This is a genomic window from Leptolyngbya sp. KIOST-1 (assembly GCF_000763385.1).
GTDB lineage: Bacteria > Cyanobacteriota > Cyanobacteriia > Phormidesmidales > Phormidesmidaceae > Nodosilinea.
On the sequence record NZ_JQFA01000002.1, the window covers coordinates 2,650,234 to 2,668,099 of the forward strand.

17 protein-coding genes are annotated in these 17,866 nt (G+C 60.4%); 10 read left to right on the forward strand and 7 right to left on the reverse strand.

Annotation, left to right across the window (positions count from 1 at the left end):
• The first annotated feature begins 164 nt into the window (after nt 1–164).
• Nucleotides 165–1,859, forward strand: coding sequence for a CapA family protein (locus NF78_RS11840; RefSeq protein ID WP_052050227.1), 1,695 nt, complete (start codon nt 165–167; stop codon nt 1,857–1,859).
• A gap of 140 nt (nt 1,860–1,999) precedes the next feature.
• Nucleotides 2,000–2,179 carry a DUF1328 domain-containing protein gene (locus NF78_RS11845; RefSeq protein ID WP_035986572.1) on the forward strand — a complete coding sequence of 60 codons (180 nt, stop codon included), beginning with the start codon at nt 2,000–2,002 and terminating at the stop codon, nt 2,177–2,179.
• Between the two features lie 113 nt (nt 2,180–2,292).
• Here the strand turns inward: NF78_RS11845 and NF78_RS11850 are convergent, their stop codons facing one another.
• Both NF78_RS11850 and btpA read right to left on the reverse strand, forming a co-directional pair.
• Complete coding sequence (locus tag NF78_RS11850) at nt 2,293–3,225, reverse strand: vitamin K epoxide reductase family protein (protein ID WP_035986573.1); 933 nt, start codon at nt 3,223–3,225, stop codon at nt 2,293–2,295.
• A 292-nt stretch (nt 3,226–3,517) separates the two neighbouring features.
• The gene (gene btpA / locus NF78_RS11855; RefSeq protein ID WP_035986575.1) at nt 3,518–4,360 is read right to left on the reverse strand and encodes a photosystem I biogenesis protein BtpA; all 843 of its coding nucleotides are present in this window, start codon (nt 4,358–4,360) and stop codon (nt 3,518–3,520) included.
• Nucleotides 4,361–4,737: 377 nt separating this feature from the next.
• Between btpA and rimO the strand changes: the two genes are divergently transcribed.
• From rimO to NF78_RS11880, 4 genes are all read left to right on the forward strand, one after another.
• Entirely contained in the window at nt 4,738–6,093 is a 1,356-nt protein-coding gene (rimO, locus tag NF78_RS11860) for a 30S ribosomal protein S12 methylthiotransferase RimO (RefSeq protein ID WP_035986578.1), read from the forward strand.
• A gap of 80 nt (nt 6,094–6,173) precedes the next feature.
• Complete coding sequence (locus tag NF78_RS11865; protein ID WP_035986580.1) at nt 6,174–7,586, forward strand: DEAD/DEAH box helicase; 1,413 nt, start codon at nt 6,174–6,176, stop codon at nt 7,584–7,586.
• A 510-nt stretch (nt 7,587–8,096) separates the two neighbouring features.
• Nucleotides 8,097–8,294, forward strand: a complete 198-nt coding sequence (locus tag NF78_RS11875) for a hypothetical protein (RefSeq protein ID WP_035986585.1) — start codon at nt 8,097–8,099, stop codon at nt 8,292–8,294.
• Nucleotides 8,295–8,559: 265 nt separating this feature from the next.
• Nucleotides 8,560–9,054, forward strand: coding sequence for a Tic20 family protein (locus NF78_RS11880; RefSeq protein WP_035986588.1), 495 nt, complete (start codon nt 8,560–8,562; stop codon nt 9,052–9,054).
• A 123-nt stretch (nt 9,055–9,177) separates the two neighbouring features.
• On the opposite strand, the gene NF78_RS11885 is transcribed toward NF78_RS11880, so the two are convergent.
• Nucleotides 9,178–9,954: a fumarylacetoacetate hydrolase family protein gene (locus NF78_RS11885; protein ID WP_035986591.1), complete on the reverse strand. Its 777-nt coding sequence runs from the start codon at nt 9,952–9,954 to the stop codon at nt 9,178–9,180.
• Nucleotides 9,955–10,114: 160 nt separating this feature from the next.
• Between NF78_RS11885 and rpsF the strand changes: the two genes are divergently transcribed.
• Together rpsF and NF78_RS11895 are read left to right on the forward strand one after the other, a co-directional pair.
• On the forward strand, nt 10,115–10,480 hold the full coding sequence (gene rpsF / locus NF78_RS11890; RefSeq protein WP_035986594.1) for a 30S ribosomal protein S6: 366 nt from the start codon (nt 10,115–10,117) through the stop codon (nt 10,478–10,480).
• A 331-nt stretch (nt 10,481–10,811) separates the two neighbouring features.
• Nucleotides 10,812–11,357 carry an Npun_F5560 family protein gene (locus tag NF78_RS11895; RefSeq protein WP_318655463.1) on the forward strand — a complete coding sequence of 182 codons (546 nt, stop codon included), beginning with the start codon at nt 10,812–10,814 and terminating at the stop codon, nt 11,355–11,357.
• 141 nt (nt 11,358–11,498) lie between these two features.
• Here the strand turns inward: NF78_RS11895 and NF78_RS11900 are convergent, their stop codons facing one another.
• Nucleotides 11,499–12,401 (reverse strand): S-layer homology domain-containing protein, encoded by a 903-nt coding sequence (locus NF78_RS11900; RefSeq protein ID WP_197064819.1) that lies wholly within the window; start codon nt 12,399–12,401, stop codon nt 11,499–11,501.
• Nucleotides 12,402–12,662: 261 nt separating this feature from the next.
• On the opposite strand from NF78_RS11900, the gene NF78_RS28195 reads away from it, so the two are divergent.
• The gene (locus tag NF78_RS28195; RefSeq protein WP_052050231.1) at nt 12,663–13,397 is read left to right on the forward strand and encodes a hypothetical protein; all 735 of its coding nucleotides are present in this window, start codon (nt 12,663–12,665) and stop codon (nt 13,395–13,397) included.
• Between the two features lie 176 nt (nt 13,398–13,573).
• On the opposite strand, the gene NF78_RS11910 is transcribed toward NF78_RS28195, so the two are convergent.
• From NF78_RS11910 to NF78_RS11920, 3 genes are all read right to left on the reverse strand, one after another.
• Nucleotides 13,574–15,106 (reverse strand): anthranilate synthase component I family protein, encoded by a 1,533-nt coding sequence (locus NF78_RS11910; protein WP_035986600.1) that lies wholly within the window; start codon nt 15,104–15,106, stop codon nt 13,574–13,576.
• Between the two features lie 186 nt (nt 15,107–15,292).
• A complete protein-coding gene (locus NF78_RS11915) occupies nt 15,293–15,721 on the reverse strand; it encodes a photosystem I reaction center subunit II PsaD (RefSeq protein WP_035986603.1) in 429 nt (142 codons plus the stop codon).
• Between the two features lie 228 nt (nt 15,722–15,949).
• Entirely contained in the window at nt 15,950–16,759 is an 810-nt protein-coding gene (locus tag NF78_RS11920) for a glucose 1-dehydrogenase (protein ID WP_035986605.1), read from the reverse strand.
• Nucleotides 16,760–17,053: 294 nt separating this feature from the next.
• Between NF78_RS11920 and NF78_RS11925 the strand changes: the two genes are divergently transcribed.
• A complete protein-coding gene (locus tag NF78_RS11925; protein WP_035986607.1) occupies nt 17,054–17,731 on the forward strand; it encodes a potassium channel family protein in 678 nt (225 codons plus the stop codon).
• The last annotated feature ends 135 nt before the right edge of the window (nt 17,732–17,866 follow it).

The window sequence follows — 17,866 nt, forward strand, 5'->3', positions numbered from 1 at the left end:
TGTAGGTATAGCGATGGCCATTGCGCTTAGGACATCTGCCCCTGTTGCTAGCCAGAACTGGGTCAGCGCAATGGCTATATGGCGGCTCAAACGGGTCAAAACGGCTCAAACTATTCTCCTGGCGCTATGATTTGGCGTAGCGCAGTGCAGAATGGCTGTTTACGGTGAGTATTGCTGATTTAACCCAATCGGTGGCCTGGACCCAAGCCCAGGCGGGAAACCTGGGCGCGATCGCCCAAATACTGGCCACCGTTGTAGACGACAGCCGGGTGCGCGTGGAGGTTTCGCGGCGCGATCGCACCCTGTACGTCTTTCTCACCGCCGCCCCACCGCTGCCGTTAGACCTCTACCTGCCTCCCATTCACGCCGCCGTCAGTGCCCTGAGGCTAGAGACCATCGCCCACCTCAAGGTCCTCGACGGCACGGAGAAGCGCCTGCTCAACCGCTGGCAGCGCGACTTTGATCTGGACCCTGGGCTGCCAGCGCCCCCTATGCCGCAGGCAGCCCAGGCGCACGAGACGGTTTTACCCGCCCAGGCCGAGGGGCACTCCCAGATGGCTCACTCACCCGAATCTGCGGGTATCCCTCAGGGCCTGCCCGCCGCCGGGCAGGCGGAGCATGGACTGGCGGCACCGCGCGATCGCCGCTGGCCGTGGGCGCTGACCTTGACTGCGATCGGCCTGGGGTTTGGCCTGGCTGGCGGGGTAACCCAGTGGCGGTACACCCAGCAGCGCCCCGCCGAGGTCGCTGACGCCGAGCTGACTGCGGCCGATGTGACTCAAACTTCAGCAGCGACCCTGCCCGCCATCGCCTCGGGGACGCCCCCTGAGGCCACGCCCCTGCAGCCGCTGATCGCAGAGCGGACCGCCGCGATCGCCCCCCCGGTTCTGGCAACTCCAGTCACCCTCACGATCAAAGCCGTGGGCGACATTATCCCCGGCAGCGACTACCAGCGCTACCGCCTGCCCGAGGATTGGCAGTACCTGTTTGGCAGCATTCAGTATCACCTGGGCGACGCCGACATCACCTTTGGCAACTTCGAGAGCACCCTGACCGAGGTACCCCGCAGCGCCAAAGATACCAGCCGGGGCAATGTCTTTGCCTTTCGCACCCCGCCCTGGTACGCCAGCGTGCTCAAAGAGGCCGGTTTCGACGTGCTCAGCGTGGCCAACAACCACTCCATGGATTTCGCCCAGCAGGGGTTTGAGGACACCATCGCCCACATCGAGGCGGCGGGGATGAAGGCCGTGGGCCGCAAAAACGAAATTTTGTACGTCGAGGCCAGGGGGCAAACGGTGGCCTTCATTGGCTTTAGCACCTACCCTGAGCACAACCGGGTGCAGGATCTGGAGGCGGCGATCGCCCTGGTACAGACCGCGAAGGCTCAGGCGGACATCGTCGTTGTGTCGTTCCATGCGGGTAAGGAAGGTACCGACGCCACCGTCACCCGCGACCAGACCGAATTTTTCTTTTCTGAAAATCGCGGCAACGTGGTGCAGTTCTCCCGCACCGTCATTGACCACGGGGCAGACCTGGTGTTAGGCCACGGCCCCCACGTGCCCAGAGCGCTTGAGCTGTACCAGGGCAAGCTGATCGCCTATTCCCTGGGCAACTTTGTCGGCTACCGCAGCCTCTCCACCGTTGGCCCCCTGGGCACCTCGCTGATTCTCCAGACCGATCTCGATGCCGGGGGCAACTTTGTGGGCGGTCGGATTATCCCAGTCGCCCTCGATCGCAACGGCGTGCCCTACCTCGACGACCACTTTGGCGGGGTCATTCTCATCCGCCAGTTCACCCAGCGCGACTTTCCCGACACCCCTCTGACCATCGACGACCTGGGCTACATTTGGCCCCAATAGACTTCAGGGGATGCCATCAACTCCCGCTATCGCCCCCCGAACAGCCGACGAGGGCCAAGGAGGCCTCACTCAAAAGGTAGACGACAGGACTGGAGCAAACCTCTAGGTTGAAGGCGTTGCTTGCTTGCGGGAGAACGCGAATGGATCTACTAACCTGGGCCACTATCGCCTTAGTCATAGCCGTTATTGCGGGGGTTTTAGGGTTTTCCGGCATCGCACGTGGGGCGGCGAAAATCTCTCGAATCCTGTTTGGCAGCTTTCTGTTGATCGCGTTGATCCTGTTCGTGATGGTGGTGCTAGGGGTAGGGCTTGTCACCTAAGGCGCTGTCATCAATTGTTATAGACCACCAACACAAAGGGGAGGGCATCACCTGTAGATGTCCTCCCCTTTATGTCATTGGGACATAACAAATGGGCTTTGTTAAATCAAGCCCTAGCGCTGGAAGTTCATCGGACCTGTGTACCCCGAGATCTCCGCCAGGCGGGTCAGGCTCTGGGTACCGGCGTAGAATTCGCCGTTGATCTCCCAGCTGGGGAAGCCAGTAATTTCCGGCTTAGAGCGGCACAGAGCGGTTTGGGGATTTTGCCCATCCTCGGCGCACTCGACGTAGGTGAAGATGGTGGCGGCTTCGGCCCCGAACAGTTGCTTTTGGTCGTGGCAGTGGGGACACCACCAGGCTCCATAAAACGTCGCGCCAATATCATTCAGGTGATTGGCCAGCGCTATTTCAGCGGGGCCAGAGGCGGTGGTGACCGGTGGCCCAGGCTGCCCGGCCGCTACGGTAGCTGGACGACTGCCGCCGCCGCCAGCTCGAATGGGCGCATAGATGGCCAGGGTACTGGTTAGGGTGACAATCCCGACAATAAAGCCGATAAATGCCAGCTGGCCCAAATCATCCCAGCGGTTGCCAAACAGAACGATGCCAAACATCGCCAGGGCAAACAGGGCCGACGAAACGCAGTAGGGACAGAACGCCTGGATTTCAAACGCCAGCAGCGTCATCAGGTAGGCGCTAAACACCACCATAGACGAGGCCACCATGAACATCAGCGGCCAGGTCCAGGCCTCCAGCTTCTGGCGCAGCACCTTATTTTGGTCGGGATTGATCACCAGGGGAGCCAGCGCCAGGGTGAACATTGTGGCGTAGGCCAAAAACCCGAACAGAGTTAACGGCAGCCCAAAGATCGTTGCATAGGGACTGGCAAACACGCGCTCGCAGCCCTCCGTAGGACAGGCACCGCCGCCGCCGGTCAGTTTATTGATCGTCAGGAACGCCGTCCCTAACGCGCCCACCGAGGCAATGCCCGCTACCATCCAGCGTGACCATCGGTGAATCCAGCGGCTCTCCTGGCGGCGGCGTCTCATAATGCGTCTCTCTTCCAAAACGGTTAATCCAACTCACCTGCTGACTAGGGTAGCCAATAGTGCCGAGGACTGTGGCTCCCGGGTCTATCTTAATGCATAGCCCAAAGGGGCAACAGGCACCCCAGTACTCAGCCGATTTGCACAGTGGCGAAGCAGCAATCTACGATTCCCCGTTTCAGGGCTGCGGTTCTAGTTCCAGCCCTGCACCTGAAACCTGGCGCCGTGCACCAAACTGGGCACCTGAAACCCCACCGACCCGTCAGCTTTGAGCTGATTTGAGCTCAATCAATCCCTAAGGGGCCACCATGGTCGGCAGGGGATTACCCTCCAGGGTCTGCAACCCCTCCTGCATTGCCTCGACAAACTGCCCGACCCGGATCGGGTCAATGGGCTGGTTGATGTCCCCCTGGCGCTTGAGAGAACTGGCAACGATGACCCCATCGGCAGCCTTCATCAGGGTGTTAATGTTGTCCACATCGGCCCCACTGCCGATGAACACCGGGCGATCGCCCGCAGCGGCCTTGGCCAGCTCCAGATCTTCGAGGCTGGGGGGGCTGCCCGTGGCCCAGCCCGACAGTATAATGCCGTCGGCCAGGCCCCGGTGAATCGTTTCCTGCACGGCGGTGGTCAGGTTGGGCGATCCCAGGGGGCGGGCGTGCTTGACCAGCACATCGGCCAGAATTTTCACCGAGCTGCCCAGCTCTTTGCGGTAGCGCAGCAGGTCGTGGGCACAGCCTTCAATCAGGCCCTGATCGGTAGCCATTACCCCGGTCAACACGTTGACGCGAATGAATGCCGCCCCGGTACAGGTGGCGATCGCCAGAGCACTGCGGGCATCGTTGCGCAGCACATTGATGCCCAGAGGTAGCGTGATCAGGGTTTGCAGGCGCTGCACCACCAGCCCCATGGCGCTGACCACCGCCGGGTCTACCGGCCCTTTGGCAAAGGGGGCATCAAAAAAGTTTTCAATAATAATGCCGTGGACGCCGCCCGAGGCCAGGGCCGTGGCCTCCTGCTCAGCGCGATCGACAACGGCCTGTAAATCCCCCTGCCAGCGAGGTGAGGTGGGTAGGGGCAACAGGTGTAATACCCCAATGACCGGGTTGTGGGTGTTGAATACTTCGATTAAGTCCACGTGAATTTTGCCTGGACTCGCAGAACGTTATAGGACACTAGATCATCGCAGCTTGCCACAGCGCTTGCTGCGGCAACGGCCAATCTACCCTATCAGCATATCAACCCCTGGGGTCCGATTTGGGACACCGGCTGCTTTTGTGTTGTATTATTTATGAGTGTTAATTTGTATTGCCCCCTGGTGCCATTGGCCAAAAGATTTGCTGGGCAATTCGTCAACACAGGATTGATGGATGCCTAAGTGGTAGCGTGAGTCATGCTGGTACCTGTTAAGCGGTGCGCGATCGCCCGATGCGATCGCTACCCCCAGCAATTACCGACTAACGTCTTTGGCAGAATTGGCGTGATCACAAAATTCGAGAGACACTAAGGGACACCATGGGGCTAAAGCCAACGGTTGCATTTAACCACCTGGGCTGCGAGAAGAACCGGGTCGATACCGAGCACATGCTGGGGTTGCTGGTGCAGGCCGGCTATCAGGTCGATGCCAACGAGGAGTTGGCCGACTACGTGGTGGTCAACACCTGTAGCTTTATTGAAGCGGCGCGGGAAGAGTCGGTGCGCACCCTGGTGGAGCTGGCCGCCGCCCAAAAGAAAGTCGTCATTACGGGCTGTCTGGCCCAGCACTTTCAGCACGAGCTGCTCGAGGAAATTCCCGAGGCCGTGGCCCTGGTGGGTACCGGCGACTACAACCGCATCGTCGAGGTGATTGAGCGGGCCGAAGCCGGAGAGCGAGTAAAGCTGGTCTCCCCAGAGCCCACCTACATCGCCGACGAAACCGTACCCCGCTATCGCACCACCGCCTCCAGCGTTGCCTACCTGCGGGTCGCCGAGGGCTGTGACTATCGCTGTGCCTTCTGCATCATTCCCCACCTGCGAGGCAATCAGCGATCGCGCCCGATTGAGTCCATCGTGGCTGAGGCCCACCAGCTGGCCGCCGAGGGGGTACAGGAGCTGGTGCTGATCTCCCAAATCACCACCAACTACGGCCTAGACCGCTATGGCAAGCCCCAGCTGGCCGAACTGCTGCGCGCCCTGGGGGAGGTCGATGTGCCCTGGATTCGCATGCACTACGCGTACCCCACGGGCCTGACACCAGCCGTGATCGCCGCCATTCGCGACACCCCCAACGTGCTGCCCTACCTCGACCTGCCGCTGCAACACTCCCACCCCGAAGTGCTGCGGGCCATGAACCGGCCCTGGCAGGGGCAGGTGAACGACGACGTCATCCACCGGATCAAAGACGCCCTGCCGGAGGCCGTGCTGCGGACTACGTTTATCGTTGGGTTCCCGGGCGAAACCGAGGCCCACTTCGAGCACCTGCTGGCCTTTGTCGAGCGCCATCGGTTTGACCACGTGGGTGTGTTTGGCTTTTCCCCGGAGGAGGACACCCCGGCCTATGATCTGCCCAACCCGGTGCCCGAGGCCGAGCGCGATCGCCGCCGCGAAGTCCTGATGCTGGCCCAGCAGCCGATTGCCTGGGCGCACAACCGGGATCACATTGGCCGCGTGGTCGATGTGCTGATCGAGCAGGAAAACCCGGCAACGGGTATGGCGATCGGGCGATCGGCCCGATTTGCCCCCGAGGTGGACGGCCTGGTCTACGTGAGCGGGGCCGCCCCCCTCAATCAAATCGTGCCCGTGACCATCACCGCCGCCGACACCTACGACCTATTCGGCGATGTGGCTCCGGTGATCGCAGCGCCCACCCCGGCCCTGACTCTGGCCCCCTGACCTTCAATCCCTAACGTTTATCCCTGACAATTTCTCGCCCGCTTTCCTGTACCCGTTGTCCACTGTCCCAAGGAACCACCATGACCTTATCGTTTACTAGCCTGGGGTTGTCAGAAGCCCGCGTGAGCCATCTGGAAAGCTTGGGCTATGCAGAACCCACGGCTATTCAGGCGGAGGCCATTCCCCATCTGCTTTCGGGCCGCGACTTGATTGGTCAGGCCCAGACCGGCACCGGCAAAACCGCCGCCTTTTCGCTGCCGCTGATGGAGCAGGTTGACCCCAGCAACCCGGCTGTTCAGGCCCTGGTACTCACCCCCACCCGCGAACTCGCCATTCAGGTCTGCCAGGCCATGCGCGGCTTTCGCCTCAGCGGGCGGCCCAAGGTGCTGGCCCTCTACGGCGGTCAGTCCATCGAGCGCCAGCAGGATCAGCTCAACCGGGGTACTCAAATTGTGGTGGGAACTCCGGGCCGGGTGCTCGATCTGCTCAATCGGGGCACCCTGTCGCTGCAAAACCTCGGCTGGTTGGTGCTCGACGAAGCCGACGAAATGCTCAACATGGGCTTTATTCAAGACGTAGAAAAAATTCTCAGCAAGGCCCCGGCCAATCGTCAAACCGCCTTTTTCTCGGCCACCATGGCCCCCGAAATCCGCGAGCTGGCCACCAAGTATCTCCACTCGCCCGTCACCGTGACGGTGCAGTCCCCCAAGGCTTCCCCCAAGCAGATTCAGCAGGTAAGCTACATCGTGCCCCGGGGCTGGACGAAGGTGCGGGCCCTGCAGCCGATCCTGGAGCTGGAGGATCCCGAAACCGCCATTATTTTTGTGCGAACTCGCCGCACCGCTGGCGACCTCACCCGTCAGCTGCAAGCGGCGGGCTATAGCGTTGATGAGTACCACGGCGACCTCAGCCAGTCCCAGCGCGAGCGGCTGATGATGCGGTTTCGTCAGCAGCAGGTGAAGCTGGTGGTGGCCACCGACATTGCCGCCCGCGGGCTCCATGTCGACGACCTCACCCACGTGATCAACTTCGACATGCCCGACGCCATGGAAAACTACGTGCACCGGATTGGGCGCACCGGACGGGCGGGCAAAAACGGGGTGGCCATTTCCCTGGTCACTCCCCTGGAGAAGTACAAGCTGCGGCAAATTGAGCGCCACACCAAGCAGCCCATGACCCTGATGAAAATTCCCACCCGGGCTGAAATTGCCGCCCGCAATCTGGATCGGCTGCGCAACCAGGTGCGAGAAGCCATTACCAGCGAGCGGCTGGCCTCGTTTTTGCCCATTGTGTCTCAGCTCAGCGAAGAGTATGACCTGCGTACCATCGCCGCTGCCGCATTGCAGATGGCCTACGACAAAACCGTGCCATCCTGGCAGCGGGAGCACCACAGCAGCGATGCCGAGGGGTCTGAGCGGGGTGTGCCCCTGCCCAAAAAGCGCAAAGGGCCCTCCTCCACAGAGTCTCGGGAAGTCAGCCAGGCCAAAGACTAGGGGCTGACGTCAATCAACGGCTCAACGCTCAAAACCCAGGGGTTACAGCTTGTAGGTTGGGTGGCGCGCTAGCAGAACCCAACAAGGCTGACTGCCGTCGGGTTACGCTCCGCTGATGCTGTTGGCGAATTATTTCGTCATGGAATTGCTCGGCGATGGCCCCCAAAGTCCCCCAAAGTTGGGGGACTTTGACCTTCCGGCACCCCCAGGATTGGGGGCCGGGGGGGCTTTTGGGGGCAACTTTTCCAAAAGTATTTTGCAGATTGTTGATTTCGCCAACAGCATCCGCTCCGCTTTACCCACCTACGGGAACCCCAATTTTTAGCTTTGGCGCTGAACTAGGCGTTCTCCATTCGTCGCAAACGGGTGGGTCCTCCGCTGCGTTTTCAGCCTCACGGGAGGGCTGCCCGTTTGCGTTTGATTGCGTATGCCAGCACACAGCAGGTTCTCTAGGGCATCCTAAGATTAGAGAAAGATCAGGTTAACCCTGGCCCGGGGGAGGTAACCGCCATGTTGGTCATCATGACTGAAAGCCAACTCATTTCACCCCAGACGGTGTGCTGCAACTGTTTGATGGCCGATCGCCACGGCCAGCCCCGCTGGCAGCAAGGGGTACTGCGGTGCGGTCGTCGCATCGCTGGATTAGACCAGGCTCAGCCGACCCAGTTTGAGTGCCAGATGGGTTTTCGAGTGGCGGACATTGAGTAGGAAAAACTTGCGGACCTGTCGTCTGGGGAAGCGGCCTGGTGGCGCTCAGCAGACCCATTCAAAGCCTATCCAAGGACATTGATGTTGCGCTGGTGGGCACGGCCTACCCAATGGGACTGCCAAAGGCTGGTTCGGGGCGATCGGGTGGGCCTGAGTCCCGGTGTGGGCGACCCGGTCGCCGCCGCAACATGTCCGCCCCCTTGGAGTTTGCGATATGGTAAAGCTATGACTCGGTAGCCTTTAGCCTGTCGCCTGGAGAAACATTATGACCTGGAGCAGTTCCCCCAACCCCAACATTGTGGATCGCTTGCTGGCGGCCCTGCCCTATATTTTGCCAGTTACGGCGGGGTTGCCCTACGGTCTTCAGCTGATTAGCCAGTTTCCGGTCTTTGGGTTTTTGCTGCTGCCCCTGGCGCCGCTGATTACCGTCTACGGCACCCTGGAGCGAACCATTCCCTTCTTCGGCCTGATCGTATTTTTTGCCCTGATCCTGCTGGTGGTGCGCAACGAAAATATCAGTCGGTTTATCCGCTTCAACACTATGCAGGCCATTCTACTCAGCATTATTCTGGCGGTGTTTAGCCTGATTCTCAGCCTGCTGGATCCCAGTGTATTTGGGGCGCTGCTGTTTAATACCCTTTCCAACGTCCTGTTTTTAGGCATGCTGATCTCGGTTGGGTTTTCCCTGGTTCAGACTTTTCGCGGTCTGTACGCCGAGATTCCAACCATTTCAGAGGCGGTGCACATGCAGGTGCGTTAGGGCGTGTCATCAATTTTGGTCAAAAGCTCGGTATATTAAGCGTTGCCACACCCGACCCAAAAGACAGGCTAGGGGCTGTAGCCTTTAATTTTTGGGCGGTTGGCCGCTAATTGATGACAGCCCCTAGGCCCTCAGGGTGATGGAGTTGTCCAGAGTACCAATGCCTTCGATCGCCACTCTGACTTGATCCCCCACGCTGAGGGGACCGACTCCGGCGGGGGTGCCGGTTAAAATCACGTCCCCCGGCAGCAGAGTCATGATCCCGCTGATGTATGCCACCAGATAGTCAGGGCTGTAGGTCATTTCGTCGACCGAGGCCGACTGCACGGGGGTTTCCTGGTTGTTGAGAAAGGTTTGCAGCCTGGCCCCAGGGCTCAGTTCACGCACAATCCAGGGCCCCAGCGGGCAAAAGGTGTCAAAGCCCTTGGCGCGGGTCCATTGACCGTCGCGCTTTTGCAGATCGCGGGCGGTGATGTCATTGGCAATGGTGTAGCCCCAAATTTTGGCGCGGGCCTCCTCGGGGGGCACGTGGGCACAGCGATCGCCGATCACCACCGCCAGTTCACCTTCGTAGTCCACCTGCGACGCCTGGGTAGGGTAGTAAACGGGGGCCCCCGCCGCCGTCACTGCGGTGGAGGGCTTGATAAACAGCAGCGGTTCAGTCGGCGTAGCGGTGCCCATCTCGGCGGCGTGGTCGGGATAGTTTTTGCCCACAGCCACCACCTTGGAGGGGGCGCAGGGCGCCAGCAGGTCGTAGCCGCCGGGAAGTAGTTCAGTCTCAGTGGGCTGTCCCTGGAGCCAGGGTGGTGCGTCGAGCACCTGCACGCTGCGATCGGGACGCAGCAGCCCGTAGTGTAGTTGCCCGGTTTGAGACTGAACCCTAACGTAGCGTTGCGCCATAATTTTCTTACTCTTGGCCTGCTAATTCTTGGTATGATTGTAGATCCTTGTCTTTGCGCCAATGCCTCGGCATGGGTGGGCGCTGGGTGGCGATCGCCATTAGCGCTTATTTATGCCCATTTTTGGCTGCTAAAGGCCACTATGTCCATAAGGAGTTTTCATGAGAGCTTACATGTACGAAACCATGTACATTTTGCGGCCCGATCTAAACGACGAGGCCATTGATGCCACCATCGGCAAGTACCAGGCCATGCTGAAGGACCAGGGCGCTTCTATCCTGGAGACGCAGCACCGGGGTAAGCGCCGCCTTGCCTACGAGATCGACCGCCATCGCGAGGGCATCTACATCCAGATGAACTACACCGGGCCTGGGGCGGCGATCGCTCCCCTGGAGCGGGCCATGCGCCTCAGCGATGAAGTTATTCGATTTTTGACCGTGAAGCAAGAATCTGATGAACCCCTGCCCGCAGAGGTCGAAGAACCCGTGGCTGTCGCCGCTGCTACGGCTAGCGACGAAGAAGAGTAGTCCAGGCCACGGTGACAGCCCAAGATTTTCACCCTGCCGCTGGTCAAACCGTGCCGCTGGTCAATCTGCCCTGAGGGGTAGATTGACCAGCGGCATTTTGCATTAAGTGTTAAGCCTAGCGCTGGAGATTTGAATTAGGTGTGCCAACTTTTCTAGCAGGTGTTATAAATTATCAGCAACTTATCCACCCTGGCAATTTAGGCCCAGTAGGCCCAGCAAGACTCAGCTACATCGGCCAGCCCTGGCCGTTCTGGGCAAAGGCTGGACGCAGGGTGGTTCAGGCTTTGGGGCATCGAGCAGTTAGGTTAGTTGTTGGTGTGGGAGTAATCTCGTGGCGCAGTCCTCATATACAGACATGAATGAACACCAGGCGGAAATCGCCCGGCTTGAGTCTGAGTTGGCCATTCGCGATCAGCTTGTGCAGCAGCTTTCCCAGGAGCTGTTTCGGCTGGTGAAGGGCAACGCCGGGTTTGTGCCCAGCCCAGAGGTCTCTGAGCAACACCAGGCCGAGATGTCTGCTCTGCGCGACCAGCTGCGCGGTGTTGAAAAGCAAATTGATTTTTACCAAGGGCAGCTCGAAGAGCGCGACGGCGAAGTGCTGCAGCTGCGACAAACCGTGCAGGAACTCACCGATCGCACCCGGATGCTGGAGCAGGTGGTGCAGGAGCTACCCACGGTGTACCGACAAAAGTTTGCCGATCGGATGGCGGCGGTCAAGCAGCGGGTCGCTGAGATTCAGCGGGAAAACCGCCAGCTCCAGGCTGAACTCCAGAGCGTCAGCTACCGACTGGCGATGCGGACGCGCCGCAGCCAGCGCCTGGAGCTGCCCACCCTCGAGCAGGACGGCATGGACGGAATTTCGCTCCCCTCTTTTTAGCAGCTACCAAGCGTCTTTCCCCACATACTGATCGGTACCCGTAGGCTGCATCCCCACAGTGATGCAGCATCTTTGGGGGTTATAGCGGGACTATAGCCTTCGCTATACGTTTAACTCCGCACAGGCGTACTGGTCTGCCAATCAGGGGGTAGGAGCCTCCAGCCCGCCCCCTGGCCCCTGGACAGCCTTGAGCGACCCCGTGTAGACCAGAGCCCGATGGAGCATAACGGCGACCTCGGCCCGACTGGCCGGGCGATTGGGCGCTAGCTGGTCGCGATCGGGGTAGTTCACCACCAAACCGGCCTCCACCGCTGCGACCAGGGGACGGAGGGCCCAGGGGGGAACCTGGCCGTGGTCGGGGTAGGCTTTGAGCGCCGTCGCCGGGTTACTGCTCGACTTCAGCGTCAGCCCGTTGGACAGGGCCACAATCACGTGGATGCGGCTGATGGTTTGGTTGGGCAAAAAGCTGTTGTCGGGATAGCCGCTGAGGAATCCCATCTGCACTGCCTGCCGCACGCTGTCGTAGGCCCAGTTACTGGCGGCCACATCGGCGTAGGCGGGGACCTGAACCTGCTGCGATCGCTCCGGAGACAGCGGAAATAGCTGGGCCAGCTGAGCCGCAAACTCGGCCCGAGTCATGGGGGCTGTTGGCCGAAAGGTACCGTCGGGAAAGCCCGTCACCAGGTTGCGCCGGCTCAGATCGGCCAGTACAGGCCAGGCCCAGTGACCACTGTCGAGATCGCTAAAGCCGGGCTGAGCCTGCACCAGCGGTAGCTCGGGCCAGGCCTGCTGGGGCGGCAGGGGCTGGGGCAGTACCGGCGGCGGCAGCACCAGGGGTTGTTGCGGGTAGCGCCCCCAGCCCAACCACCCCCTCAGCCCCCTGGCCTGCCCCGAGGCCGCCACCGGCATCAGGGTGGTTGGGGCCTCGGGGGACGGTGGAGCGATCGCGGCCGCCAGAGCCAGACCTGCGGCGATCGCCGCCAAGCCAGCCGGGACAAGCGATCGCCAGCCAACCCCAGACCGAGAGCGGGTCCAACGTTTCAATCGAAGCAAGGGGGGAAACAGCGGCGGCATTGGGCAGGGCGTCGGCTACTGCTAAACTAGAGCAGCCGGTCACAATGTTGACTGGGCTTGCCCATTATGATAGTTCTTGCCTAAGCTTTACGCTTGTTTCAGCCTAAAGTCTCGGTTTAAATTCAGGGTTGGCTAGAGCTAAAACTGTCGGTTATTTCACCGCCCCTGCCCCCGCAGATGGCACACCTGCCGATTACAACACACGCTGAGTCACGCATCGGATTTAACAGAATGGTCACAGGGAAAAAACCAAGGCTTGGAGTACTGGCGGCGATCGCCACGGCGTCTCTGGCGGGCCTGCTGGCCGCTGGCCACAGTCAACAGTCGCGGGGGGTAGCCCAGGCGACCCATAGCCAGGCGGCGGCCTCAGGGACCGGATCGCTGTACTACGTTCCCAAGGCCAGTACGCTGCTCCATGGCGTGCTGGCCCCGCTTAACTCGCTGCGGGTGATGCAGCGGGCGATCGCCCTCTCCCCCGGCATCGACGCGACTCAAGTCCCGACCCTGGCGCTGCTGGCGGCCCCGCTCAAGACCACGGGCCTTGGCCCCATTCGCATTGGCATCACCCTGGAGGAGCTGCGGGAGCAAGGGCTGGACCTGGTGGCGATCGCCGAAGCAAGCCAGGGCCAGTGCCAGTATTACCGCATTCAGGACTACGCCGAACCGGTTGGGCTAATGGCCATCAACGACCGGGTTCTGCGAGTCGATGTTTGGCCCGGCAGCCTGACGACCACCCGCAGCGGCATTCGCATTGGCTCCACCGAGCGCGATCTGGTCCGGGTGTACGGCAACCAGCTAGAGGCAACCACCAACCCAAACACCCTGGGCAAAACCGTGATCTTCACCCCCCAGGATCCAGGCGAAGATGTCTATCGACTGGTGTTTGAAACCGACGACCAGGGGCGCGTCACGCAGTTTAGGGCCGGGCAATTTCCCTCGGTCACCTGGGCAGAGGGTTGTCTGTAACGGGCGATCGGTCTGGCAACATAGTCTCTCAGTACACCCGCAGAACAGGCCAAGGTATGGCCCCTGTAAGCAGCCTAGCTGCGCAGCCAGTACCTGATCGCCTAGCTCAGCTAATCATTCCTGATACCTGACACCCGGCACCCCAATAAAGCCAGTACCACCTCTGCCCAGCAGCATTAGCCCAGGCAACGAATTGCTTCCAGCATGCCCCGCGCCTTGTTCAGGGTTTCCTGATACTCCAACTCAGGCACTGAGTCGGCCACCAGCCCGGCCCCAGCCTGGACAGCAACGCTGTGACCGCCCTCGGGCAGGGCCCGCACCACCATGGTGCGAATGGTAATCGCGGTGTTGAGCTGCCCCTCAAAGTCGTAGTAGCCGTAGACCCCAGAGTAGGGACCACGACGGCAGGGCTCCAGGTCGTGGATGATCTGCATGGCCCGGATTTTGGGCGCGCCGCTGACGGTACCGGCCGGGAAGCAGGCCTTGAGCAAATCCCAGGCGGTTTTGCTGGGGCTGAGCTGCCCCACCACATTGCTGACAATGTGCATAACGTGGGAATAGCGCTCGATCACCATCAGCTCGTCCACCTGCACGGTGCCGCTGAGGCATACCCGGCCCAGGTCATTGCGGCCCAGGTCAACCAGCATGACGTGCTCGGCCCGCTCCTTGGGGTCGGCCAGCAGGTCGTGTTCGTAGGCAGTGTCTTCGGCGGCGGTTTTTCCCCGGGGGCGGGTGCCAGCGATGGGGCGCACGGTGGCAATGCGGGGCTGGCTGGAGTCGTCGTCGGCCAGGGTAGCCTTGACCATCACCTCAGGGCTGGAGCCAATTAGCTGCCAGTCGTAGAAGTTGAAATAGCACATGTAGGGGGAGGGGTTGATCTGCCGCAGGGAGCGGTACAGGTCAAAGGGATTTCCGGCGTAGGTGGTGCTCAGCCGCTGGGAGATCACCACCTGAAAAATGTCTCCAGCCTGAATGTGGCCCTTAGCCCGCTCCACGCTGGCACAAAACTCGGCGGGGGTACGGTTACTGATGTAGTCCACGGCGGGGGTGCGGCTGGACGGGGGGGACCAGGCCAGGGTTGCTGGCTCTGCGGCCAGGGGCAGCGTGAGCTTATGGAGCAGCTGCCGGACGCGATCGCAGGCTCCCTCATAGGCTCCCCGCAGATCCGTTGCGGGATCGCGCAGGTCGGCGTAGGCCACCGCCCAGATCTTGCGCTGCACCTGGTCGAAGATCAGCAGACTGTCCACCTGCATCCACAGCCCGTCGGGCAAATCCCCCTCCTCCAGCGGATAAATGGGCACCGTTGGCTCGATCCAGCGGATCAGCTCGTAGCCCCAGAAGCCAAACAGACCACCGATGCCAGGGGGCAGGGCGGGCAGCTTGACCGGACGGTAAGGGGCAAGACAGGTGGCCAGGGTGTCAAAGGGATTGCCACCATGCTCAACGGCGGTGCCATCGCGGTGGGTTTGAATCGACCGATCGCCCCGGCTCTCTAACACCCACAGCGGATCGCAGCCCAAAAAGCTGTAGCGGCCCAGGGTTTCGCCCCCCTCCACTGACTCCAGCAAAAAGCTGTAGGGCTGCCCGGCGCAAACTTTGTACCAGGCTGACACAGGGGTATCTAAGTCGGCCAGCCACTCTTGATAGACCGGCACAAAGTTGCCCTGGGTGGCGTAGGCCTGAAACTGCTCAAAGGCGGGAAAAATCATGGCACCTATTCTACCGCCCCAGCGGGGGCACAAAGACATGACCCTGGATGCAATCGGACTTGGATAGCAAAAGGGGCCTAGCCTAAGCTACGCCCCTCACAACACAACAGTCACAGTCAGCGATTAGCAGCGTTACACTGCAGGGTTTTTCTTAGGGTTCCAGGTCTGAAACCCTAAGAAAAACGCTTACACTTCGTAGGGAGTTTTGCCGCTAAATTTAATGGTGGCAGGGTCGGGGTTGGCCCCAATGTTGCGGCCAATGCTGTTGACAGCCCCACGGCCCTCATTGACCTTCTCGGGGAAGACACCGTCAGCCGGGTGCAGATACTGGGTTTCGCCAGAGGCATAGACCCGGTAAATCTTGTAGTTTTCAATTCTGGGCTTGAACTTGGCGCGGAGCTGGCGACCCAGGGCCAGGCATTGCTCTTTGCGGGCCAGGTACAGAAGGTTTTCCCCTTCGTTCATGAAAGCCGCACCACCGGTAGGCATTTCAAAAACCTGCTTCTTGGGGCTGGTCCAGGTGATGGCATACTTTTCTTCGACCTGGGCTTTGGTGAGGAGACCGCCGGTGCTGCCTCCAAAAATAGGTGTTTGACCTGTCAGTGTTTCAGTCATGAAGTCCTATCTCTCAACCACTTAATGGGCGTTTGATGGGCATCGTATCATCGCGGCAGCGATGGGTAATACCGATTGTTGAGGAAGTGTAACAGTTCTTCAGGAATGGGGTTTGGGGTTCAGGGTTGACGGTTCACGATTTGCGGTTCAGGGTTTGCGGTTTGCGGTCCCACCGTGAACCGTGAACCGTACACCTTTTACCGCACCCCTGACACCCGACACCTAGTTTTACGCTGACCACGGTTCCTGGAAATCGGCATACAGGGTGAGCCCGCCGTCGATGTACAGGGTTTGCCCGGTGATGTAAGCGGCTTCTTCAGAGGCGAGGAAGGCTACCGCGGCGGCCATTTCGTCGCTGGTGCCCGCTCGGCCCATGGGGATGTGGCTTTCGACCTCGGCCTGTTTCTCGGGATCCTCTGTCCAGGACTCGTTAATGGGGGTAATGGTGGCTCCGGGGGCAACGCCGTTCACCCGAATGCCTTTGGCGGCGTACTCCAGCGCCATGGTTTTGGTCATGTTGCCCATGCCCCCTTTGCTGATGGAGTAGCTGAGGTACTGGGGTCGTGGAATAATTTCGTGGACGCTTGAAATGTTGATGATGCTGCCGGAGCGTTTTTGCGCCAGCAGGTGCTTGATGGTTTCACGGGCGCACAGGTAGGCCCCGCGCAGGTTGACCCCCAGCACCCAGTCAAAGTCGTCGGCCTCGATCGCCTCGGAGGGGCTTTCGGTCTGCACACCGGCATTGTTGATCAAAATATCGAGCTGACCCAACTGCTCAATGGTCTGCTTCACCATGGCAATCGCATCCTCTTCCTTAGACACATCGCCCTGGACCAGCAGGGCTTTGACCCCGCAGGCCTCGATGCCCTGGCAGGCCTTTTCCATGGCCTGGCGGCGGGTGTCTTCGGCCCCTTCGCTGTCCTTGCGGTAGTTGATGGCCACATTGCAGCCCTCCTGGGCCAGGCGAATGGCGATCGATTGACCAATGCCTGAGGAAGCACCGGTCACGAGGGCAGTTTTGCCGGTCAGTCCTTTCATGGAATAGCTCCGTAGAGGTCAGTATGGGAAATGGGGTAGAGTCTCTAGTCAGTCAGGTTGAGTACGGCCCCTCCTCGGGTGAGCATACTAGACCCTCAAACTTTGGTATATCCCTCTGGAGGGTTACTTTACCCTAAGCGTATCCCAACTCAAAAAACACCCTTTCTCAGGACGCGAACTCAACCCGTTGGGCCATCGCGGTGAGATACCGAAATAGATATTGAGTTGGGACACGCTAAAGCAGCTTGACCAGCATTGTTTTTAAGGAGTCACAGACTTAAGGAGTCACAAAGCATGTACGTTTTAATTGGCGGCGCTGGCATGCTGGGCCTGGAACTGGCAAAAACCCTGCTCGATGAGGGGCACACCGTGGCGGTGGTGGACACCGACCCGCTGGCCTGCCAGTACGCCCGCGAGAAAATTGGCGTGATGGCGTTTGAAGGCAGCGCCGTTAACACCACCACGCTGCTGGAGGCAGGCATTCGCAAAGCCGACGCGGTGATTGCGGCCCTGCCGGAAGACGCCCTCAACCTGGCAATCGTTACCCTCTCCAAGCACTACGGCGTGCCCCAGACGGTGGTGCGCATGAGCGATCGCGACTTTGCCGAACCCTACCAGTTGGCCGGGGCCACCCACACCATTAGCACCACGGAACTCACCATCAACCGCATGGTGAGCGCCATTGAATACCCGCAGGTGGAGGCGATGATGCATTTTGAGCAGGGGCAGGTGGAGGTGCTAAAGCTGCCGATTCCCCAGCAGTGCACCATTGTGGGGCGCTCCCTGGCCGAGATCGCCCAGGATACCCGGTTCCCGGCCGGGACATTGATTATTGGGTACCAGGCCCACCCCCACGAGGATTTGACTATTCCCAACGGCAGCACCATTTTGGAGAGCGGTTCCACCATTCTGGCTGTCACCAAACCTGGACTGGTGCGACAGATGCTCGATTTTATGGGCCTGTGCAGCTAGGCGCGGGCCTGGCGCACCAAACGACGCCCCTCGGCCACAGCGGCGTTGCTGCGGGCGATCGCCGCCCTCACCGCCTCAACTATTCGCTGAATACGAACCTGCATGGCGTACCTCCCTGGGTAAACTCATAACGAC